The sequence below is a fragment of the Streptomyces sp. URMC 123 genome (assembly GCF_051386515.1).
GTDB lineage: Bacteria > Actinomycetota > Actinomycetes > Streptomycetales > Streptomycetaceae > Streptomyces.
Genome location: NZ_JBPQTV010000028.1, coordinates 1 through 21,176, shown reverse-complemented (window position 1 = coordinate 21,176; position 21,176 = coordinate 1). Strand labels below are relative to the sequence as shown.

Sequence of the window (21,176 nt, the reverse complement as noted above, 5' to 3'; positions counted from 1 at the left end):
AAACATCGTGAGGAACTATTTCAGGCTGAGTTGGTGAACAGAAAGTCGGCCCGCGGGTGGCACCGGCGCGGTGCGCCCGCCGAGCGCCGGTTGACGCCAGCGAAACACCCCCGGAGAGTGGTAACTGCTCATGGAAGCGCATGGATCATGCGCAAACAGGGCAACTCGGTACCTATCGGGGGGCAGTGATGGGCACGAGCCGGAGTCGGTCGATCCGCCCCGGGGAGCTGCTGCTCTCCTCGATAGCGGCAGTGAGCTGGGCTTTTCTCGGCATGGTGGGAATCGCGGCGCTCGGTCTGCATTTACTTGGTGCCGATGTCATAACGTCCTTGGGCCCGATGACGGCGGCCACCGTGGTGCTGGCCGTGGGCGGCCGTGTTCATCCGTCGGGGGACGTCGAAATCTTCGGACTGGAGGGCGCGGAGGCCCGAACGGCCATCGAATTCGCGCCACTCGGGGTCGCTCTGGTCGGGGCCCTGCTGCTCTCCTGGACGTTCCTGCGGTCGCTGCGCGGCGCGGGGCCGGTGATCGGGGCCGGCGAACTCGCCGCCCGTGCGGCCACCGTGACGGCGCTCTTCCTGGCGCTGCTGGGCGGGCTCGCCTGGGTGGGCAACGACACGGTGACCCTCGACGGTTCGACGCTGGTGCCCGACGGCCTCGGTGCGGACGGCTCGGGCGGGAGCGGCCCCGGCGGGGACGGGCCCGGGGCGTCCGACCTGCCCGGGCTGCCCGACATCCCCGGTCTGCCGGACGACATCGCCGAGCGGCTGCCGGGCGGGCTGGGCGACCTCGGCGACCCGGGCGGGGGGCTGCCGGACCGGCTGGCCGACCTGGTCGGCGCCGAGGCGACGGTCGGCTTCCGGGTCGACCTCGCGGGCTCCCTGCTGGGTGGACTGGCGTGGGTTCTCGCCGTACTGCTGATCGCGCTGCTCGCCTCCCGCCGTACGCCGCTCCCCCGCGGCTGGGACGCGCTGCACCGCCGGGTGCGGCCGGCGGCCTCCGCGCTCCGCGCCACCGTACTGCTCGCCGTCGGCGCCGGACTGGTGGCCGGTGCCTCCGCGGCGGCCGGTGACGACCGCCCCGGGCGGGTGTTCGGCGCGGCCCTGCTGGCGGCGCCGAACGGGGTGTGGATGGGGTTGCCGCTCGGCCTGTTCGTCCCCTGGCGGGGCACGGCCGACGGCGCGCTGGTGAACCTGCTGCCCGATCCACTGAACCGGCTGCTGACGGCGGAGGTCGAGGAGCCGGTGACCCTCGGCCGGCTGGCCGAGCTGGACTCCCGGGTGTGGCTGCTGGCGGTCGCGGCCGCGGTGGCCATGCTGGGCGCGGGGGCGCTGACCGCCGTACGGACCCCTAGGGGCGGCGGTGGGTCGCTCGCGTTCGCCGGCCGCTGCGCGCTGTCCCTGGCCGGTGCGACCGCGCTGGCGCTGCCGCTGCTGGCCCTGGTGACCCGGGTGTCGGTGGACGCCGGCGTCGCGGTCTTCGGCATCGACGCCTTCGACGCGGGGCTGGAGCTGCGGGGCAGCGTGCCATGGGCCCTGCCGCTGGGCGCCGCCTGGGGGGCGGCGGCGGGCGCGGTGGGAGCGCTGCTGGCGCTGGCCGCCGGGGCCGCGGGGCGGCGGGTCGCGCCGCTCGCGGCGGGGCCCGTGGCCGGCGGCGCGGCCGGTGGGGGCGGCGGCCCGGAGGGCGCGGCGCCGGGCCCGTACCGGCCCAGCCCGGGGTACCGGCCCCCGAACCCGGCGACCAATCCGTATCTGCGATGGGACCCGGGCACGATGGTCCTCGGCGGACGCCCGCCGTCCGCGCCGCCGTCCGCGTCTCCCTCCGCGTCTCCCTCCGCGCCGCCGGACACCGGGTCGCCGCCCGGTGCTCCCTCGCACCGTTCTGTCGCGCAGGGCGTGCCGTCCCATGGGCCGTCCGGGCCGCCGCCCGGGGGCAGCCGGCCGGAGGGGGCCGGGCCACCGTACGGGCCGAGGGGTGGAAGCGGACCGGTCGGCGAACCGCCGTACGGGCCGAGAGGTGGCAGCGGACCGGTCGGCGAACCGCCGTACGGGCCGAGCGACACAGCCCAGCCGGTCGGCGAACCCCCGTACGGGCCGAGCGCCGGGGCCGAGCCGGACAGCCGGCCGCCGTACGCCAGTGCGCCCACCGTCGCCGGGGCCCCGCTGCCACTGCCACCGCCCCGGCCCCGACGCGCGCCGAAGAAGCCGCCACCGCCACCGGAGGCTCCCCCGCCACCGCCGAAGCGGCCGCCCCGGAGCTGACCCCGGCGGACCGGGGCCAGGGGAGCGGCGGACGAGCGGGCCGGCCCGCGTCACCCCCGCGCGGCCCCCACGCGACCGCCAGGCGTCCGCAGGCGGCCCGTAGCTCCCCCGCGACGGCCGTACGGCGACCGCGGGGGAACGCAGGGGAACGCGGGAGCGACAGCAGGAGAACGCCGAGCGTACGGCGCGTTCCGTCCAGCGGGACGGGCGCGCGGACCGCTTCCGCCGCCGGATACGGTGGAAGCACCATGAGCGACGCATCGCAGATCCCGCCTGCCGTTCCCGAGCGGACCCCGCCTGCCGCCGCCGTACCGGGCGACGACATACCGACCCTGCTCGTCAAGATCTTCGGCAAGGACCGACCCGGCATCACCGCCGGGCTGTTCGACACCCTCGCCGCCTACGGTGTGGACGTCGTGGACATCGAGCAGGTGGTGACGCGGGGCCGGATAACGCTGTGCGCCCTGGTCACCGCGCCGACGGCGGAGGGCACCACCGAGGGCGAGCTGCGCGCCACCGTGCACAGCTGGGCCGACTCCCTCAGGCTCCAGGCCGAGATCATCTCCGGCCGGGGCGACAACCGGCCCCGAGGCACCGGGCGTTCCCATGTGACCGTCCTGGGCCACCCCCTCACCGCCGAGTCGACGGCACGCATCGCCGCCCGGATCACGGGCACCGGCGGGAACATCGACCGGATCTTCCGGCTGGCCAAGTACCCGGTGACGGCCGTGGAGTTCGAGGTCTCGGGGGCCGAGACGGGCCCGCTGCGGACCGCTCTGGCCATCGAGGCCGCGGCGCTGGGCATCGACGTGGCGGTGGTCGCCTCCGGCCTCCAGAGGCGCGCCCAGCGCCTGGTGGTGATGGACGTGGACTCCACCCTCATCCAGGACGAGGTGATCGAGCTGTTCGCCGCCCACGCGGGCTGCGAGGAGCGCGTCGCGGAGGTGACGGCCGCCGCCATGCGGGGCGAGCTGGACTTCGAACAGTCGCTGCACGCCCGGGTGGCCCTGCTGGAGGGGCTGGACGCCTCGGTGGTCGACAAGGTGCGGGCCGAGGTCCGGCTCACGCCCGGCGCGCGGACACTGATCCGCACCCTCAAGCTGCTGGGCTACCAGGTCGGCGTGGTATCCGGGGGCTTCACCCAGGTCACGGACGACCTCAAGGAGCGCCTCGGGCTGGACTTCGCGTCGGCCAACACCCTGGAGGTGGTGGACGGCCGGTTCACCGGGCGGGTGGTGGGCGAGATCGTCGACCGGGCGGGCAAGGCACGGCTGCTGCGCCGCTTCGCCCAGGAGGCGGGCGTGCCGCTCACCCAGACGGTCGCGATCGGCGACGGCGCCAACGACCTGGACATGCTCAACGCGGCCGGACTCGGCGTCGCCTTCAACGCCAAGCCGGTGGTGCGGGAGGCCGCGCACACGGCGGTGAACGTGCCCTTCCTGGACACCGTGCTGTATCTGCTCGGCATCACGCGGGAAGAGGTCGAGGCGGCGCGCACGCACGTCGGCTGACGGCCCCGACCGCCGGGCCGCGGGGCATGTCGGCCGTGGTCCGTTCTCGGTGAGGCGGCCGTGGTCCGTTCCTCAGTGGGTCGGCCGGTGGTCCGTCCTGTGGGCCGTTCGCGGGCCGGGCCCGAGGGCCGGGCCCGCCCGCGGGGCACCGGGCGGGCAGCGGTCCCGGCTACAGGTGCGGAGCCCAGAACGCGAGCAGCCTGCCCACCCCGTGTTCGACGGCCTTCCACGACCCGGTGAACCCGACGACCGCGATGCTCGCGGTCGGGAAGCCGCTGCGGTTCATCCGCGCCAGCAGGTCTCCCTCCGCCTCGCCGCTGAGGGCGTCGGCCAGCGCGTGCATCCCGGGGTTGTGACCGACCAGCATCAGGTCATTGACGTCGTCCGGGGTCTCGTTGAGGAGCGCGATGAGCTCGCCGAGCGACGCCTCGTACAGCCGGTCCTCGTACACCGTCCTGGGGCGTTGCGGCAGCTCCGGGACGACCAGCTTCCAGGTCTCGCGCGTCCTGACCGCCGTCGAGCAGAGGGTCAGATCGGGGGTGATGCCCGCGCCCGCGAGCCACCTGCCGGCGGCGGGCGCGTCCTTACGGCCGCGGTCGGCGAGCGGCCGTTCGATGTCGGACTCCTGGGACCATTCGGCCTTGGCGTGCCGGAGAAGGACGATCCTGCGTGTTTCCGAGGGGCCGGGGGAGCTCCCCCGGGAAGATGCAGCGACGCTCATGCGTCCCAGCTTCGCACGAAACCGGCCGCGTGGCTCGGGGTGTTGAGACGCTCCCCACCACGGGTGACCACCGGCGGCGACGGACCGGGCGGGCCGCGGGGGCCGGACCGGCGGCCGGTCGCGGGCGGGGTCGGTCACGAGCCGTGCGACGGCAGAGCGGCCAGGAAGTGCCCGAGGACCTGGACGATCCCGGCCGGGGGACGGCCGGCGGACTCGGCGCGCGCCGTGCCGCTGCCGTCGACGACCACGAGCAGTACGGCGAACGCGACGGCCGGAAGGAGCACCGCCCACCACGGCAGTCGCGTCCGGGCGCCGGGCCCGGCCGAGGAGCGCCCGGGAGTGTGGGAACGGGCCGACATGACGACCGCCTCCGTCCGGCTCGGCGACGTGACACGGCCGTCGGGGACGGCCGCGGGCCGCGGGGCCGCGGCGCGTTCTCGAACCTACGGAGCGGAGGGGCCGGGCGGCCATCCGGTGATCCACCCAGGTGCCCCTGACCCCAGCCCCCTAGGGGTGGTGGGGACAGCCCCACCCCGCCGTACGGAGGCCGGGCGACGGTCGGGCGACGGTCGGGTGACGAGGAGCGGCCACGGGCTCAAGGACCGCGACGGCGGCTGCTCAGGGGGCCGCGATGGCGGCGATCACGCCGATGACCACGGTGATGCCGATCATCGCGCCGAGCACGATGAGCAGCGTCTTCTGTCCGTTCTGCGGATTCGGTTCGAGCACTGGCATGGGACAAGTGTCCCACCCCGCCACGGATGCCCGGGGCCCGGCCCGTCGGTACGGCGACCGGCTTCCCTCGATCCGTACGGTCACCAGCGGCGGGCTCGCTCCGTACGGATGAGCCGGCCCCTCGATCCGTACGGACGAAAGCCGCGGGCTCGCTCCGTACGAACGAGCCGGCCCCTCGATCCGTACGGACAAAAAGCCGGCCCCTCGATCCGTACGGTCAGATCTCGTCCTCGATGCGGCGGTCGCGGCCCGCCAGCACGCCGGCGACGATCTGGGGCACCATCAGTCCTGCCATGAGGGCGATGGGCAGGTCCCAGCCGCCGCTGCTCTCGTACAGCCAGCCCACCAGCAGGGGGCCGGGGATGGAGAGCAGATAGCCGATGCTCTGGGCGAACGCGGAGAGCCGGACGACCCCCGCGTGGCTGCGGGCCCGCATGCCGATCATGGTGAGGGCGAGCGGGAAGGCGCAGTTGGAGACGCCGAGGATGAGCGCCCAGGCCCAGGCGCCCTCGGCGGGCGCGAGCCAGAGGCCGGCGTAGCCGGTGAGTCCGAAGGCGCCCAGGACGACGGCGAGCAGCCCCTGGTGCCGCATCCGGGCCGCGACCCTCGGCAGCACGAAGGACAGCGGGACGCCCATCATCATGACCGCCGCGAGCAGTACTCCCGCCGTCTCCGCCGAGACGCCCGCGTCGCGGAAGATCTGCGGCATCCAGCCCATGGTGATGTAGGCGCCGGTGGCCTGGAGGCCGAAGAAGACGCCGAGCGCCCAGGCGGTGGGCGACTTCGTGATCCGTACGGTGGGCGGGGTCGCGGTGTTCGCCTCGGCGGGGGCGGTGCCCCCGGCGCCGGCGTCGGCGCCGCGGGCGCGGAACACGGCCAGCCAGGGCAGCACGGCGACGGCGGCGAGCACCGCCCACATCCCCAGTCCGGTCCGCCAGCCGCCGCCGAGCGCGTGGGCCATGGGGACGGTGACGGCGGCGGCCAGCGCGGTGCCCAGGGAGAGGGCCATCGAGTAGAGGCCGGTCATGGAGCCGACCCGCTCGGGGAACCAGCGCTTGATGACCACCGGCATCAGGACGTTGCTGACCGCGATGCCGGCCAGGGCCACGGCGCTCGCCGCGAGGAAGGCCGGGGTGGTGTCCATGAAGGGACGTATCGCCAGGCCGAGGGTGATGGCCACCATGCCGGCGCAGACCACCGCGCCCGGCCCCCAGCGGCGGGCCAGCCGGGGCGCGGCGAGGCCGAAGACGGCGAAGCAGAGCGTGGGGACGGAGGTGAGCAGGCCGGCGACGCCACCGCTCATGCCGAGGCCGACGCGTACCTCTTCGAGCAGCGCGCCGAGGCTGGTGATCGCGGGGCGCAGATTGAGCGCGGCCAGGACGATGCCCGCCATGACCACGGCGGCCAGCCAGCGGGGGCCGGGCCGGGTCGAGGCGGCGGACGGCGTCACCCGGGCGGCCGGGGTCGGGGCGGGGGCGGCCGCCGGGGCGTTCTCCTCGGTTCGGTCCAGGGTCCGGGTCTCGTCATCAGCCATGAGCCCATCATAGAATCATGGGATGAATCCCTGTCCACCCCATACTCCGCAGGTCGCCGGCCCCCACGGCCGCGCCCCTCACCGAGGAGCCCCATGGCACTGACCAGCCCCCGCCGCTCGGCGCTCGCCGACCAGGTGATCGCCCAGCTCCGGAAGCAGATCACCTCGGGTGAGTGGCCGCTGGGCACGCGCATCCCGACCGAGCCCGAGCTGGTCGAGCAGCTCGGGGTGGCCCGTAACACCGTGCGGGAGGCCGTGCGGGCGCTGGCGCACAACGGCCTGCTGGACATCCGGCAGGGCTCGGGCACGTACGTGGTGGCCACCAGCGAGCTCGCCGGCGTGATGCACCGCCGGTTCGAGGACGCCGACCGCGCGCACATCGCGGAACTGCGCAGCACCCTGGAGTCCTCCGGGGCGCGGCTGGCCGCGCGGCGGCGGACGGAGAAGGACCTGCGCCAGCTCGATGCGCTGCTGCGGCGGCGCGAGGAGGCCTGGGACTCGGGGGACGCGGAGGCGTTCGTGGAGGCGGACGCCACGCTGCACCTCGCGGTGGTGGCGGCCTCGCACAACGACGTACTGACGGCCCTCTACGCGGACCTGAGCTCCGTACTGCGCGCGTTTCTCCGTCAGGACGTGGGCCAGGAGCTGCGGCAGGAGGACCACATGGACCACGGGCGCCTGGTCGAGGCGATCCGGGCCGGTGACGCGGAGACGGCGGCGAGCGAGGCGGCGGGGCACGCCGTGTCGTGCCTGCCGGAGCGCTGCCGCACGGCCGCGACCGACTGAGGCGGAGACCGGCGGGCGGCGCGGGAACCGGCCGGGCGGCGCGGAGGCCGGGCGGCCGTTCACGACGGCGGCGTATGGCTCACCCACGCCTGGCGGATGCCCAGCCAGCAGCGGCCGCTGAGCTCCACCCGCTGGGCGGGCCCGACCTCGGCCGGCGCGCTGTCGACGTCCGGGTCCCACCAGCGGTCGCACTCGATGTGGAGCTGGACCCGGTCGGTGTCGGGGTACGGGTTGTGGCACTGCGCCGTGACCCGCGAGCCCTGGACGTCGGTGCGGCAGCGGGCGCCGGAGCCCAGCGCGGGACCGCGCGTCCCGTCCGGGCTGTCGGGGCGGTCCGTTCCGTTCGGGCGGTCCGGGTCCAGCGGTGACCGGGCGGCGGCGGGGGCCGTGGCCGGCACCGTCACCCCCTCGGGGCCCGTCGCCGACGCCGTACAGATCAGCCCGGTGGCCGCCAGCAGCAGCGCCGCCGCGACATGCCGCGGGGCCGGCGGGCGGAACACCGTGGGGACCGTACGCATGGCGGGACCTCCTCGGCCGTACCGCGACCGGGCCGCGGCTGCACCTCAAGGGGGGTCGTACGTACTCCAGCGTGGGTGCTCGCGGCGCGGGGCGCCCGGCCTGCTGGCCCGAACGGGCGATGCCCCGAAACGGGCGATGCCCCGGACCCGCGAGGAGCGGGCCGGGGCATCGTCAAGCACGGGCGTGACGGGCTGGTCAGGCACCCATCATGTGCACGCCGCCGTCCACGTGGACGATCTCGCCCGTGGTGTACGGGAAGAAGTCCGACAGCAGGCCGACGACACCGCGGCCGGCCGGCTCCGGGTCGGCCAGGTCCCAGCCGATGGGGGCGCGGTGGTTCCACACGTCCGCGAGCTCCTCGAAGCCCGGGATGGACTTGGCGGCCATCGACTTGATCGGGCCGGCGGAGATCAGGTTGCAGCGGATGCCCTTGGGGCCGAGGTCGCGGGCCAGGTAGCGGTTGGTGCTCTCCAGCGCGGCCTTGGCCACGCCCATCCAGTCGTACTTCGGCCAGGCGATCTGCGCGTCGAACGTCATGCCGACGATCGAGGCACCGGGCGACATGAGCGGCAGCAGCGCCATGGCCAGCGACTTGTAGGAGTACGCCGAGACGTGCACGGCCGTCGACACGTCCTCCCAGGACGCCTCCAGGAAGTTGAAGGCGCCCTGCGGGCCGAAGGCGATGGAGTGCACGATGCCGTCGAGCCGGGCGTCCTCGCCCTGCAGCTCGCGCACCTTGTCCGCCAGGCCGTCCAGGTGCTCCTGGTTGGTGGCGTCCAGCTCGATGACCGGGGCCTCCTTGGGGAGGCGCTTGGCGATGCGCTCGACCAGGGAGAGCCGGCCGAAGCCGGTCAGGATGACCTCGGCGCCCTCGTTCTGGGCCACCTTCGCGGCCTGGAAAGCGATCGACGCCTCGGTGAGGACGCCGGTGACCAGGATGCGCTTGCCTGCGAGGATTCCACTCATGACGTTCAGTGACCCATGCCCAATCCGCCGTCGACGGGAATGACGGCTCCGGTGATGTATGCGGCCTCGTCGGAGGCCAGGAAGCGCACCGAGGCGGCGATCTCCTCGGGACGCGCGTACCGAGCGAGCGGCACCTGCTCGACGATCTTCGCCCGCTGCTCGTCGGTGAGCACGCGCGTCATGTCGGTGTCGACGAAGCCGGGGGCGACGACGTTGACCGTGATGTTGCGGGAGCCGAGCTCGCGGGCGAGGGAGCGGGCGAAGCCGACCAGGCCGGCCTTGGACGCGGCGTAGTTCGCCTGGCCCGCGGAACCGAGCAGCCCCACCACCGAGGAGATCAGCACGACCCGGCCCTTGCGCGCCCGCAGCATGCCGCGGTTGGCCCGCTTGACCACGCGGAAGGTGCCGGTGAGGTTGGTGTCCAGAACGGCGCCGAAGTCCTCCTCCGACATCCGCATCAGCAGCTGGTCGCGGGTGATGCCGGCGTTCGCCACCAGCACCTCGACCGCACCGTGCTTCTCCTCGATCTCCTTGTACGCCCGGTCGACCTGCTCCGTGTCCGTGATGTCGCACTTGACCGCGAGGCAGCCCAGGGCGGTGAGCTCCTCGGGCGGCTCCCCGGAGCGGTAAGTGATCGCGACCTGGTCGCCCGCCTCGGCGAAGGCTCGGGCGATGGCGAGGCCGATGCCCCGGTTTCCTCCGGTGACCAGAACCGAGCGGCTCAACGGATCACCCTTTCGGTAGGTGGCTGGTACCCGGAAAAACTATCGGTCCACCCTGCGAAAGGGAGAATCCGGCTCCCACAGGGGCATGTGGCGGTCGCTGTCGGGTCCCTACAGAAAGCGGGCCCAAGCCTCACGGAAAGCGGCTCCGGGCCGCCGCGGTGCCGCCCCTGCATCCTCCTCGGTGCCGCCCCTGCGGCCTCCTCGGTGCCGTCCTCCCGGCCCCCCCGGCCTCCTCGGTGCCGCCCCGACCGGCGGGGACTGGGCAACGGCCCGGCGGACGCGCCATGATCTGTGGGTGCCCGGCGACGACGAGGAGACATCCGTGCCCCATTCCATCGACGAGTCCTTTCTGGCGCTGCCGTTGCGGGCACTCGCCGACGCGGCACTGGCGCGGGCCCGGGCCCTCGGCGCCGAGCACGCGGACTTCAGGTTCGAGCGCGTGCGCAGCGCCTCCTGGCGGCTGCGGGACGCCAAGCCGGCGGGGTCGTCCGACACCACGGACCTCGGCTACGCGGTGCGGGTGGTGCACGGCGGCTCCTGGGGCTTCGCCTCCGGGGTGGATCTGACGATGGACGCGGCGGCCCGCGTGGCCAGCCAGGCGGTGGCCATGGCCAAGCTGTCGGCGACGGTCGTCCGTACGGCGGGCTCCGGCGAGACGGTGGAGCTGGCGGACGAGCCGGTGCACGCCGACAAGACCTGGGTGTCGGCGTACGACATCAACCCCTTCGCGGTGCCGGACGCCGAGAAGAGCGCCCTGCTCGCCGAGTGGAGCGCGCGGCTGCTCGCCGCGCCGGGCGTGGCCCACGCGGACGCCTCCCTGCTGACCGTGCAGGAGAACAAGTTCTACGCCGACACGGCCGGCACCTCGACCACCCAGCAGCGGGTGCGGCTCCACCCGCAGCTGACCGCCGTGGCCGTGGACCCCGAGAGCGGCGAGTTCGACTCCCTGCGCACCATCGCGCCCCCGGTGGGCCGCGGCTGGGAGTATCTGACGGGCGCCGGGGGCTGGGACTGGGACGCGGAGCTGGCCGAGCTGCCGGAGCTGCTCGCCGAGAAGATGCGGGCGCCGAGCGTGACGGCCGGCCGCTACGACCTGGTGATCGACCCGTCGAACCTCTGGCTGACGATCCACGAGTCCATCGGGCACGCCACCGAGCTGGACCGCGCCCTCGGGTACGAGGCGGCCTACGCCGGCACCTCGTTCGCCACCTTCGACCAGCTCGGCACCCTGCGCTACGGCTCCGAACTGATGAACGTGACGGGCGACCGCACCGCCGAGCACGGCCTGGCCACCATCGGGTACGACGACGAGGGCGTGGCGGGACAGTCCTGGGACCTGGTCAAGGACGGGGTGCTGGTCGGCTACCAGATGGACCGCCGGATCGCCCGGCTCACCGGATTCGAACGCTCCAACGGCTGCGCCTACGCGGACTCCCCCAGCCATGTGCCCGTACAGCGCATGGCCAACGTGTCCCTCCAGCCGGCCCCGGACGGACCGTCGACCGAGGAGTTGATCGGCGGCGTCGAGCGCGGCATCTACGTGGTGGGCGACCGCTCGTGGTCGATCGACATGCAGCGCTACAACTTCCAGTTCACACAGCAGAGGGCATACGCCATCCGGAACGGCCGCCTGTGCGGGCAGCTCCGGGATGTTGCCTACCAGGGAATCACCCCCGAGTTCTGGGGGTCCATGGAGGCGGTCGGCGGCCCCGAGACCTATGTCCTAGGAGGGGCCTTCAACTGCGGAAAGGCTCAGCCCGGCCAGGTGGCCGCGGTGTCTCACGGCTGTCCCTCCGCACTGTTTCGGAATGTGAACATCCTGAACACCTCGGACGAGGCGAACGGCTCTTGACGGGGCACCTTCCCCGGAGCCGAAGTCTGCACCAGGTCGACACCTCGTCACAGCGAACCGGCTACGCAACGTCGTCCCAGCCTTCGCTGTCCCCCTCTCCGGGGAATGGCCGAGGCGGGATGATGAGCCCTTTGAAGGGTGCCAGCTTCAGTCCGAGCCGGTTGTGCATGGTCCGGGCACCTCGTTCCATCGCCCTGCGAACGAGGTGCCCGTAGACGAGCTCCGTCGTCCTGGTGGTCCGGTGGCCTACCCATGCCGCGATCTCGAAGAGCGGGATCTGGGCGTGGATGGCCTCCGAGACGAAGAAGTGCCGGAAGCTCTTCGGCGTGTACTGCGGGGTCCCCGCGGCCCGGGCCGCCGCCTTGAACTGGTCCAGAAACCAGTCGTAGGAAGGGTGGCGATCGTTCAGCCTGGGTGACTCGAAGAACCAGCTCCGCTCCCCCCAGGTGCCGAACGCGTCGATGTGATCACTGAAGATCTCGTTGATCGACTCGGGCACCGGCGTCCTCCTGGCTTCATCGAAGGTGCGGTGCTTGGTGCCCCGTTTCACGCCTCGTCGATAGCCGGAGATCTCCTGGCAGCCGTAGGCGGACACCTGGTGATCCACTGTGAGGATGCTGGACTCCCAGTCCATCGCCTCGTCCGACAGCGCCAGGGCCTCCCCCGGCCGCACCCCGCATCCCGCCATGGCCCAGAAGCCGGCGCGGACCAGCTTGGGAGCTTCCGCGACGATCCCGAGCACCTCCCCCATGGTGGGGATGTCGTCGTCGGTCACTGGCGTATACATCGGCCTTTGCTGTTTGCGGGGGTTGGCCTTCTTGCACGGGTTGCGGCCGATGATCTCCGCCGTGACCGCGTAATTGAAGACGGACGACAGGACGTTCTTCCGCCCGTTGATGCCGGATTCCCTGTAGCCCCTCTCCTTCTGGTCCGCCTCCCACTCCAGGATGGTCGTCGGGGTGATACTGCCGATGGGCTTGCTCCCGAAGAAGGGCCCGTAGTGGTTCTTGTAGACGCTCTCGTAGTTCCTCTTCGAGGACTCTTCGAGAGTCCCCGCCTCCACCCACTCGGTCCAGACCTGTTCAAACGTCCGTAACCCCGCTCTGGGGTTGATGTACGTGCCCAGGTCCTTGTCCCGCTCGACCTTGACCGCGAAGGCTTCCGCGTCTTCGAGCTTCTTGAATGACACCTGTCGCGGGCTGCCCGCCCTGCCGCCCGGCTCGCGGTATGTCACCCGGTACGGCTTGTGAGAGCACGTCGGCTTCTTACGCCGGGGACACGTGCAGTCCTCTTTCTTGATGGTCGCCACGCTTGTTAACCCTCCACATGCCGATTGGTCACGGCCACCGGAGCGCGGGGGCATCCGTCAATCGCCGTGTGCCGAAGGGGCGTTCGGGCTGTCGGCGTCACGGGCGGCGGCCGTGCGCCTTGCGTGTCCGTCCTGGCCGCTCCGAGCCCTTTCGGGCTCCCCCGCGCTCCCGGCCGCCCTCCCCATGTGACCCACCGCACACGGTAGGGTCCGCTGCGCACACGCCCCCGGGGACGGGCCCCGCACCGGGGCGGGGGACGGAAGCGCGCGTACGCCCATGAAGATCTCTTTCCTGTTGCAGAACGCCTACGGCATCGGCGGCACCATCCGCTCGACGTTCAACGTCGCGGGCGCCCTCGCCGACCGGCACACCGTGGAGATCGTCTCGGTCCTGCGGAACGCCGACCGGCCCCGGCTCCCCCTGGGCCCGGGGGTCCGCCTGGTCCACCTGATCGACGAGAGACCGGGAAAGGGCGCCGACCTCGGCCATGAGCTGCTGGACCAGGACAGCGCCCTCATCCCCCCGGCCGAGGCCCGGGGCGCCCGTTTCAACGCCCTCACCGACCGGCGCGTCGCCGACCACCTCGCCACCACCGACGCCGACGTCGTCATCGCCACCCGCCCCGGGCTGGTGATGTACCTCGCCCGGTTCGGCCGGGACCGCTGCCTGCGGATCGGCCAGGAACACCGGATCTACGGCACCCATGAGCCGGCGATCCGCGCGGGCCAGGACGCGGCCGTCCCGCTGCTCGACGCGTACACCACCGTCTCCGAGGCCGACGCGGTGACCCACCGGAAGGTGTTCGCGGGCGCCGGGACGGCCATCGTCTGCGTGCCGAACGCGTGTCCGCCCTCCCGGGTCGAGCCCGCCGACCCGGCAGCCCGGCTCGTCATCGCCGCAGGCCGCCTCATCCCCGTCAAGCGCTACGACCTGCTCGTCACCGCGTGGGCCACCGTCGCCGCCGCCCACCCCGGCTGGAGGCTGCGCCTGTACGGCCGCGGGCCCCGGCGGGACAGGCTGCGGGAGCAGATCGACCGCCTCGGGCTCAACGACTCCCTCACCCTCATGGGGGCCCGCTCGCCGCTCGAGACCGAGTGGGCCAAGGGCTCCATCGCCGCGGTGACCTCCCGGGAGGAGTCCTTCGGCATGACGATCGTGGAGGCCATGCAGTGCGGCCTGCCCGTCGTCTCCACCGACTGCCCGCACGGCCCACGCGAGATCATCACGCAGGGCGAGGACGGCCTCCTCGTCCCCATCAGCGCGGACGCCATCGCCCAGGGGCTGCTCACGCTGATCGAGGACGGTGAGCTGCGCGCCGCCCTGGGGGCGCGCGCCCGCCGTTCGGCCGCGCGCTACGCGCCCGAACGGATCGCCGACGCCTATCTCGCGCTGATCGACGACCTCGGCGGCCCTCGCGCCCGCACGGCCACGGGCTCAGTACTGCGGGCCGCGGGCCCCGTACGGATGGCGGACGGCTCCGCACCGGGGGCCACTGGTCCCGTACGGGCGGCCGACGGCTCCGCACTGCGGGAGGCGGGCTCCGCACCGGCTGCCGACGGCTCCGTACGGGCGGCCGACGGCTCCGCACCGCAGGCCACTGGTCCCGTACGAGCGACCACCGACTCCGTACCGGCTGCCGGCGGCGGGGCGGCCCGCCGTACTGTCGGTGGCGCGATCCGGCCCCTGCGCCGTGCCGTCGGCCGCGCCGTCCGGCCCCTGCGCCGGGGCTTCAGGGTCGTGGCCGGGGTGACCGGGCCGCCGCTCACGCCTCTGCGCCCCGTGGCCTGCTGCCGCGTCGACGCCGCCGGCGACGTCGTCGTCTCGGTGAGCGGCGAGGGCGTCGACGGCGAGAGGTCGACCCTCACCGTCACGCGGCGCGGGAGCGGCGAGGTGATCCGTGTGCCGCTCGTGCCCCCGGCCGGCGGGACCGGCCCCCACACCGCCGTTCTGCGCCGCCGCGAGCTGCGCCTGGGCGAGGGGCGGTGGGATCTGCACGTGGTCCGCGCCGGGGACAGGGGCCGCCGCCGGGTGGTCTGCGACCTCGCCGAGGGCAAGGGCCTGCTCTCCCTGGAACCGCTGCCGGGCGCGCCGTTCACCTGGTGGGTGCCGTACCCGACCACCGACGGCTATCTGGCGCTGCGAACCTGGCACCGCCCCGCCCACGCCGAGGCGCGCACCCTGCGCATGGGCGGCGACGGTTTCACGGTGGAGGGCACGGTGTACGGGGCGACACTCGCGCCGGACGGCGCCCCCGTGGTGATCGCCGCTCCGCGTACGGGCTCCTCGTCCCCGGTCTCGGTGAGCGCCGAGGCCCTGGACGCTTCACGCTTTCGGGTACACGTCCCGTACGACCGGCTGACCGAGGCCGGGAGCAGTACGGGGCCGAGCGCGGGCCTGGGGCCAGGAGACGGTCCGAGGCCGGTCTGGGACCTGGCGCTGCGCCGGGCGCCGGGCGCCGCGCCGATCCGGATCGGACGGATCATCGGCGACCTCGCCGATCTCGCCGACCGGCACCGGGTGGAGGCGCACCCCACGGTCCGCGGGGTCCGTCCGTACGTCACGAGGTCCGGCGATCTGTCCGTCACCCTTCCGGGTCCCCTCCAGGCGCAACTTCCCGCTCCCCTCCCATCATCTCGGTCAACTCCGTCCGCCCTTCCGGCGACTGACTGATGCCCGCGCCCACCGACAGGGGCCGCTCCCCGCAGATCGCCCGCCGGGCCGTCCTCAGCGGCATCGCCGGCGCCGGCGCGGCCCTCTGCCTGCCGAGCCTGTGGAGCACTTCGGGCGGGGCCCTCGTCCCGGTGGGCGGGCCGGGCGTCACCCGTCCCCGCGGCCCCGAGGCGACGCCGCCGTCGCTGCTGAACGTCATGGCCCACCCGGACGACGATCTCTACTTCACGAACCCGGACACCCTGCGGCTGGCCGAGGCGGGCGTGCCCGTCGTCTCCGTGTACGTCACGGCCGGTGAGGCGCTCGGCCGGAACTGGGTCGCGGGCATGCCCGAGCCCGTCGTACGGGACAGGGCCGCCTACTCCTCCGCCCGCCACCAGGGGCTGCGCCAGGCCTATGCCGAGATGGTCGGCGCACACCGCTTCACCCCCTGGGAGAGGTCCGTCATGGGCCTGCCGGGCGGGGTGCGGGCCGAGACCAATCAGCTCGTCGTCGGAGACCGCCGGGTTCGGCTGATCTTCCTCAATATCGCCATGCACTCACCCGGCGACGTGCGGCTGCCCCATCTCTGGGCGCGCCCGGACGCGGTCATGCAAACCCTGGTCGCCACCGGTTCGCCGTGCACGACCGTCAGTACGTATCGCCACCGGACCCTGGTGACAGTACTGCTCGCCCTCATGCGGCGGTTCGAGCCGACCGTGGTGCACACCCTGGACCCCGATCCCGACTTCCAGGTCCACGACGCCGCGCACCCCAAGGACAACGACTACGGCGGCTGCTCGGACCACCGGGACCACACCCCGACCGCGCTGTTCACATGGAAGGCGCTCGCCCAGTGGGCCGCCGGTGCCGCCCGGCAGCGCGCCGACCGCCCGCCGTACGTCCACGCCATCGCGTTCCGGGGCTACTACAACCAGCGCTGGCCGCACAATCTGCCGCCGCGGGTCGTCGCGGAGAAGCACCGCCTGGTCGCCGCGTACGGCGGTGACCCGTCCTGGCAGTGCGGCAACGCGGCCGGCTGCGGCGACTACGGGCAGGGTGGCGACCGCCCGCTGCGCAACCGCAAGGGCTGGATTCGCTCCACCCACCACCGCTATCCCGGCGCGGGGCCGGTTGCGGCCGTCGACCGCGCGGGGCGGCTGGAGGCGTACGGGGTCCTGGGCACGCGGGCCGTGCGCTGGCGGGAGACCTCGCCGGGCAGCGGCCGGTGGGGCGAGCCGCTGCCCCTCGGCGGCGGGCCGCTCGCCCCCGCGCTCGCCACGGTCGTGGACTCCGCCGGACGGCGGCTGCTGTTCGCCCTGCGGTTCGCCGTGCTGGAGGGCCGGGGGCGGCCCGACCGGCGCGAGATCGCCGTGCTGGAACAGCGCTCGCCGGGCGGCCCGTTCGAGGCCTGGGCCGGCCTGGGCGGCCCCGAGCGCACGGCCGCACTCGGGCGCCGCGTCGGCGTGCCCGTGGCGGTCCCGACCCCCGACGGGCGGGTCCACCTCTTCGTCCGTACGGCGGCCAAGGGGCTGGCCTGCCGGGTGCGCGAGCCGGGCGGCGCGTGGGGGGCGTGGCGGGACCTGGGCGGCGAGGAGATCCAGGACGGCCTCACCGTCGTCCTGGACCGGCGCCGCCGCGTCCATGTGTTCGGTGCGGGCCGCGACACGGTGCACCACTGGAGCCAGGACGCTCCCGGCGGGCCGGTCCGCTTCCGGCCGCTGACGGGGCTCCCCGGACCCGGTGGCGGCCCGGTGGGCGCGGCCTGCGGGCCCGACGGGGACCTCACCCTGGTCTACCGGCTCCCGGCCGCCGAGGAGCCGCTCGCGTTCCGCCTCGCGGCCGGTGACCGCGCCGAGCCGGTGGACGCCCCGGGGCTGCGGGGCTTCGCGGGGTACGGCGACCTGACCGCCTTCGCGCTGCCCCGGCCCGGCGGGCGGAGCGCGCTGGTGGTGGTGGGACGCGGCATGGACGGAGAGCTGCGGCTCGCGGACGTCTTCGGCGGCACCGCGCCGAGGCGTTCCGCCGCGCAGCGCTCCCCGGTGGGCACGGCCTCGCTGGTGGTGGACGCGATGCACCGGCTGTGTGCGGTGGGGTGGGGGCCGGACGCGACGCCCTGGATCTGGCGGCCCGACGACGGTGGCGCCCCGGCGCCTTGAGAATTGCCGGCGCCGCGCACTGCCCGACGCCCGCCGGAGCAGCCGAGCCCACGCACCGTACTGATGCCCAACCCGCGGACAGCCCGCGCACCGTACTGCCGCACCGCAGGCAGCCGTACGCCCAACCGGCGCCCCGCAGTTCGGGCGCGGCATCCGGCGCCGGCGAACCGCCCGGTAGTCTCTGCGCTCAGGCAGAGCCCCGTTCTCGTGAGCGCCGCGCGAGCGGCCGCCGGGCCGCAGCCGACCAGGACGCCGCCACAACGATGCCCACACCTCCGCGCCGCGCGACCGGAGCCGGGGGTGCCCGGGGACACCGCCCCGGGGGGAACACAAGGAGTGCAGTATGAGCCCGCGCAGCACCGCACCGCACGAGATCGTCGAACGCGCCCTGGACCTCTCGCGCGCCGACGGCTGCGTCGTGATCGCCGACGAGGAGTCGAGCGCCAATCTGCGCTGGGCGGGCAACGCGCTGACCACCAATGGCGTCACCCGGGGCCGCACCCTGACCGTCATCGCGACGGTCGACGGCGGCCAGGGCACGGCCAGCGGTGTGGTCTCCCGGTCCGCGGTGACCGCCGACGACCTGGAGCCGCTGGTGCGGGCCGCCGAGGCGGCCGCCCGGGACGCCGGCCCCGCGGAGGACGCGCAGCCGCTGGTGTCCGGGGTGCCCTCCTCCCCCCACTTCACCGACGCCCCGGCCGAGACCTCCTCCGGAGTGTTCGCCTCCTTCGCGCCGGCCCTGGGCGAGTCGTTCGCCCGTGCGGCGGCGGGCGGCCGGGAGCTGTACGGCTTCGCCCACCACCAGCTCGTCTCCAGCTACCTGGGCAGTTCGACGGGGCTGCGGCTGCGCCACGACCAGCCCACGGGCACCCTGGAGCTCAACGCGAAGTCGCCCGACCGCACCCGGTCGGCCTGGGCCGGCCGGGCCACCCGCGACTTCACCGATGTGGACCCGGTGGCCCTGGACGCCGAACTGGCACACCGGCTGGCGTGGGCCGAGCGGCGGATCGAGCTGCCCGCGGGCCGCTACGAGACCCTGCTGCCGCCGACGGCCGTGGCCGATCTGCTGATCTATCAGCAGTGGTCGGCGTCGGCCCGGGACGCGGCCGAGGGCCGTACGGTCTTCAGCAGGCCGGGCGGCGGCACCCGGATCGGTGAGAAGCTCTCAGAACTGCCGCTGACCCTGCGCAGCGACCCGTACGAGCCGGGGCTGGAGTGTGCGCCGTTCGTGCTGACCCACGCCTCGGGCGCCGATGCCTCGGTGTTCGACAACGGGCTGCCGCTGGGGCCGACGAACTGGCTGCGGGACGGGGAGCTGGCCCATCTGATCACCACGCGGCACACCGCGGAGCTGACCGGCCAGCCGCTGGCCCCCGGGACGGACAACCTGATCCTGGACGCGGGCGGCGAGCGCTCCCTGGAGGAACTGGTCGCCACCACCGAGCGCGGGCTGCTGCTGACCTGCCTGTGGTACATCCGCGAGGTGGACCCGGCCACGCTGCTGCTCACCGGGCTGACCCGGGACGGCGTCTATCTGGTCGAGGGCGGCGAGGTCGTCGGCGAGGTGAACAATTTCCGGTTCAACGAGTCACCGGTGGATCTGCTGGGCCGGGCGACCGAGGCGGGCCGGAGCGAGCCGACCCTACCGCGCGAGTGGAGCGACTGGTTCACCCGCGCGGTGATGCCGGCGCTGCGGGTGCCGGACTTCAACATGAGCTCGGTGAGCCAGGGCGTCTGATCGCGGCAGTTCTGTACGCGGCTCTGTGTGCGGCAGGGGCCATCGCACCGTTCTGTGCCCGCTCTGTGCCCGTTCTGCGCGCCAGGGCGTCCGATCCCGGCGTCACGCGGCGTCACTCGGCGCCCGGCCGCGGCCCGAGCAAATAGACTCGACCTGTCCTTTGTCCGACCACCATCCACAGGAACGTCACGATGACACGCCTCGGCGACTCCGTCGCGCGCGCCAGCGCACTGCTGGCGCAGGACCTCTCCTCCGACTCGGCCGTGCAGCGGCTGCTCAGCGAGACCAAGGCGAGGCGCTATCTGGACCTGTCGGATCTGTCGGCGAAGGAACAGGCCGAGCTGATCGCCGCCCGTGCGGTGGAGGTGCTCCCGGGCGCCGACAAGCTGGCGGAGCGGATCGAGGAGCGCCGGGCGGCCGGCACGGGTCTGCACATCAAGCTGGGCATCGACCCGACGGCGGCCGATGTGCACCTGGGCCACGCCGTACCCATGATCATCCTCAGCCGGTTCCAGCGCATGGGCCACGACGTCACGGTGATCATCGGTGACTTCACGGCCAAGATCGGCGACCCCACGGGCCGTACGGCGGAGCGCCCGCCGCTGACCGATGAGGACATCGCACGGAACCTGGCGGGCTACGGCGACCAGGTGCGGCCGTTCTTCGACTTCGAGAAGGTCCGCTTCCGGCAGAACAGCGAGTGGCTGGCGCCGTACACGTTCCCGGAGCTGCTGGGGCTGCTCGCCCAGGTGCCGGTGTCGCAGCTGCTCCAGCGGGAGGACTTCCGCAACCGGCTGGCGGCGGGCTCCGGCCTGACGATGACAGAACTGCTGTACCCGATCGCCCAGGGGCTCGACTCCGTCGCGCTGGAGTGCGATGTGGAGCTGGGCGGCGCCGACCAGCTGCTGAACCTCCAGATGGGCCGCAAGCTGATGGAGCTGCGCGGGCAGAAGCCGCAGCTCGTCGTCACCATGCCGCTGATCGAGGGCACCGACGGCACCGGCGCGAAGATGTCGAAGTCCAAGGGGAACTACGTCGGCCTGACCGCCCCGGCCGACGACGTCTTCGGCAAGATCATGTCGGTCCCGGACCGGCTGATGGAGCCGTACCTCAAGGCGTGGACCGAGTGGACCGACGAGGAGATCGCCCTGGCGCTCTCCCGCGTCGAGGAGCGGTCGCTGCACCCGATGGACCTCAAGAAGGTGCTCGCGGGCGAGGTCGTCGCGGCGCTGTACGGCGTCGAGGCGGCCATGGCGGCCCGCGCGGGCTTCGTGGCGCAGTTCTCCAAGAAGTCCTTCACCGAGGTCGAGTCGCTGCCCGTGGTGGACGCCGCCGAGCACGGCACCGAGGCGATCACCGCGGTGATCAGCAAGGTGCTGGGCTTCCAGCCGAGCGCCTCGGCCGCGCGCCGGGTCGCCAAGCAGAACGGTCTGCGGCTGGTCCTCGAGACCGAGGGCGGCCAGCAGTCGACCGTACTGAGCGAGGCGGACGCGCTGCGGCCGCTCGCCGAGGTGGTGGCCGAGGCCCTGGCGGGCGCCGGTCTCGACGCCGGCGCCGGCACGGTCTACCTCAAGGCCGGGCGAAAGCTCGCCCAGGTGACCGGCGCCTGACGCGCCTCGCCCCCGCCGGGCCCCGCCCGACCGCGCCTGACCACGGCGACGACGGGCGTTCGACCCGCGACGTACAGGGGCCGCGGCCGTGAGACGGCCG

General features: G+C 73.7%; 16 protein-coding genes. 8 read left to right on the top strand and 8 right to left on the bottom strand.

The window, feature by feature from the left end; translation table 11 throughout:
* Window positions 1–140: 140 nt before the first annotated feature.
* The gene (locus tag ACSNOD_RS06430; protein ID WP_436765770.1) at window positions 141–2,261 is read left to right on the top strand and encodes a streptophobe family protein; all 2,121 of its coding nucleotides are present in this window, start codon (window positions 141–143) and stop codon (window positions 2,259–2,261) included.
* Between the two features lie 248 nt (window positions 2,262–2,509).
* Window positions 2,510–3,772: a phosphoserine phosphatase SerB gene (gene serB, locus ACSNOD_RS06425; protein WP_436765769.1), complete on the top strand. Its 1,263-nt coding sequence runs from the start codon at window positions 2,510–2,512 to the stop codon at window positions 3,770–3,772.
* 169 nt (window positions 3,773–3,941) lie between these two features.
* On the opposite strand, the gene ACSNOD_RS06420 is transcribed toward serB, so the two are convergent.
* The 4 genes from ACSNOD_RS06420 to ACSNOD_RS06405 all read right to left on the bottom strand — a co-directional run bounded on the left by ACSNOD_RS06420 (window position 3,942) and on the right by ACSNOD_RS06405 (window position 6,762).
* A complete protein-coding gene (locus ACSNOD_RS06420; protein WP_436765768.1) occupies window positions 3,942–4,493 on the bottom strand; it encodes a SixA phosphatase family protein in 552 nt (183 codons plus the stop codon).
* A 134-nt stretch (window positions 4,494–4,627) separates the two neighbouring features.
* Window positions 4,628–4,852 carry a hypothetical protein gene (locus ACSNOD_RS06415; protein ID WP_436765767.1) on the bottom strand — a complete coding sequence of 75 codons (225 nt, stop codon included), beginning with the start codon at window positions 4,850–4,852 and terminating at the stop codon, window positions 4,628–4,630.
* A gap of 259 nt (window positions 4,853–5,111) precedes the next feature.
* Window positions 5,112–5,228, bottom strand: a complete 117-nt coding sequence (locus tag ACSNOD_RS06410) for an SGM_5486 family transporter-associated protein (RefSeq protein WP_436765766.1) — start codon at window positions 5,226–5,228, stop codon at window positions 5,112–5,114.
* A gap of 217 nt (window positions 5,229–5,445) precedes the next feature.
* A complete protein-coding gene (locus ACSNOD_RS06405) occupies window positions 5,446–6,762 on the bottom strand; it encodes a CynX/NimT family MFS transporter (RefSeq protein WP_436765765.1) in 1,317 nt (438 codons plus the stop codon).
* Between the two features lie 93 nt (window positions 6,763–6,855).
* On the opposite strand from ACSNOD_RS06405, the gene ACSNOD_RS06400 reads away from it, so the two are divergent.
* Window positions 6,856–7,548, top strand: a complete 693-nt coding sequence (locus ACSNOD_RS06400; protein ID WP_436765764.1) for a FadR/GntR family transcriptional regulator — start codon at window positions 6,856–6,858, stop codon at window positions 7,546–7,548.
* A gap of 59 nt (window positions 7,549–7,607) precedes the next feature.
* On the opposite strand, the gene ACSNOD_RS06395 is transcribed toward ACSNOD_RS06400, so the two are convergent.
* From ACSNOD_RS06395 to fabG, 3 genes are all read right to left on the bottom strand, one after another.
* The gene (locus ACSNOD_RS06395; RefSeq protein WP_436765763.1) at window positions 7,608–8,066 is read right to left on the bottom strand and encodes a hypothetical protein; all 459 of its coding nucleotides are present in this window, start codon (window positions 8,064–8,066) and stop codon (window positions 7,608–7,610) included.
* Window positions 8,067–8,262: 196 nt separating this feature from the next.
* Complete coding sequence (gene fabI, locus ACSNOD_RS06390) at window positions 8,263–9,033, bottom strand: enoyl-ACP reductase FabI (protein ID WP_436765762.1); 771 nt, start codon at window positions 9,031–9,033, stop codon at window positions 8,263–8,265.
* A gap of 5 nt (window positions 9,034–9,038) precedes the next feature.
* Window positions 9,039–9,758, bottom strand: coding sequence for a 3-oxoacyl-[acyl-carrier-protein] reductase (gene fabG / locus ACSNOD_RS06385; protein WP_436765761.1), 720 nt, complete (start codon window positions 9,756–9,758; stop codon window positions 9,039–9,041).
* Window positions 9,759–10,080: 322 nt separating this feature from the next.
* On the opposite strand from fabG, the gene ACSNOD_RS06380 reads away from it, so the two are divergent.
* Entirely contained in the window at window positions 10,081–11,610 is a 1,530-nt protein-coding gene (locus ACSNOD_RS06380; protein ID WP_436765760.1) for a TldD/PmbA family protein, read from the top strand.
* 61 nt (window positions 11,611–11,671) lie between these two features.
* Here ACSNOD_RS06380 and ACSNOD_RS06375 read toward each other — a convergent pair whose 3' ends face one another.
* Window positions 11,672–12,919 carry a tyrosine-type recombinase/integrase gene (locus ACSNOD_RS06375; RefSeq protein WP_436765759.1) on the bottom strand — a complete coding sequence of 416 codons (1,248 nt, stop codon included), beginning with the start codon at window positions 12,917–12,919 and terminating at the stop codon, window positions 11,672–11,674.
* 277 nt (window positions 12,920–13,196) lie between these two features.
* Here ACSNOD_RS06375 and ACSNOD_RS06370 point away from each other — a divergent pair, with 277 nt between their 5' ends.
* From ACSNOD_RS06370 to tyrS, 4 genes are all read left to right on the top strand, one after another.
* Window positions 13,197–15,590, top strand: coding sequence for a glycosyltransferase (locus ACSNOD_RS06370; RefSeq protein ID WP_436765758.1), 2,394 nt, complete (start codon window positions 13,197–13,199; stop codon window positions 15,588–15,590).
* Entirely contained in the window at window positions 15,590–17,728 is a 2,139-nt protein-coding gene (locus ACSNOD_RS06365; protein WP_436765757.1) for a PIG-L family deacetylase, read from the top strand. The genes ACSNOD_RS06370 and ACSNOD_RS06365 overlap by 1 nt, the downstream gene beginning before the upstream one ends.
* Before the next feature lie 343 nt (window positions 17,729–18,071).
* On the top strand, window positions 18,072–19,466 hold the full coding sequence (locus ACSNOD_RS06360; RefSeq protein ID WP_436765756.1) for a metallopeptidase TldD-related protein: 1,395 nt from the start codon (window positions 18,072–18,074) through the stop codon (window positions 19,464–19,466).
* 191 nt (window positions 19,467–19,657) lie between these two features.
* Window positions 19,658–21,076 carry a tyrosine--tRNA ligase gene (gene tyrS, locus ACSNOD_RS06355; protein ID WP_436765755.1) on the top strand — a complete coding sequence of 473 codons (1,419 nt, stop codon included), beginning with the start codon at window positions 19,658–19,660 and terminating at the stop codon, window positions 21,074–21,076.
* Window positions 21,077–21,176 lie beyond the last annotated feature (100 nt).

Bases quoted from the DNA above. Each gene is read 5' to 3' on its own strand.
- ACSNOD_RS06430 (WP_436765770.1), top strand. From the start codon at position 141: ATGGATCATGCGCAAACAGGGCAACTCGGTACCTATCGGGGGGCAGTG.
- serB (WP_436765769.1), top strand. From the start codon at position 2,510: ATGAGCGACGCATCGCAGATCCCGCCTGCCGTTCCCGAGCGGACCCCG.
- ACSNOD_RS06420 (WP_436765768.1), bottom strand. From the start codon at position 4,493: ATGAGCGTCGCTGCATCTTCCCGGGGGAGCTCCCCCGGCCCCTCGGAA.
- ACSNOD_RS06415 (WP_436765767.1), bottom strand. From the start codon at position 4,852: ATGTCGGCCCGTTCCCACACTCCCGGGCGCTCCTCGGCCGGGCCCGGC.
- ACSNOD_RS06410 (WP_436765766.1), bottom strand. From the start codon at position 5,228: ATGCCAGTGCTCGAACCGAATCCGCAGAACGGACAGAAGACGCTGCTC.
- ACSNOD_RS06405 (WP_436765765.1), bottom strand. From the start codon at position 6,762: ATGGCTGATGACGAGACCCGGACCCTGGACCGAACCGAGGAGAACGCC.
- ACSNOD_RS06400 (WP_436765764.1), top strand. From the start codon at position 6,856: ATGGCACTGACCAGCCCCCGCCGCTCGGCGCTCGCCGACCAGGTGATC.
- ACSNOD_RS06395 (WP_436765763.1), bottom strand. From the start codon at position 8,066: ATGCGTACGGTCCCCACGGTGTTCCGCCCGCCGGCCCCGCGGCATGTC.
- fabI (WP_436765762.1), bottom strand. From the start codon at position 9,033: ATGAGTGGAATCCTCGCAGGCAAGCGCATCCTGGTCACCGGCGTCCTC.
- ACSNOD_RS06370 (WP_436765758.1), top strand. From the start codon at position 13,197: ATGAAGATCTCTTTCCTGTTGCAGAACGCCTACGGCATCGGCGGCACC.
- ACSNOD_RS06365 (WP_436765757.1), top strand. From the start codon at position 15,590: ATGCCCGCGCCCACCGACAGGGGCCGCTCCCCGCAGATCGCCCGCCGG.
- ACSNOD_RS06360 (WP_436765756.1), top strand. From the start codon at position 18,072: ATGAGCCCGCGCAGCACCGCACCGCACGAGATCGTCGAACGCGCCCTG.
- tyrS (WP_436765755.1), top strand. From the start codon at position 19,658: ATGACACGCCTCGGCGACTCCGTCGCGCGCGCCAGCGCACTGCTGGCG.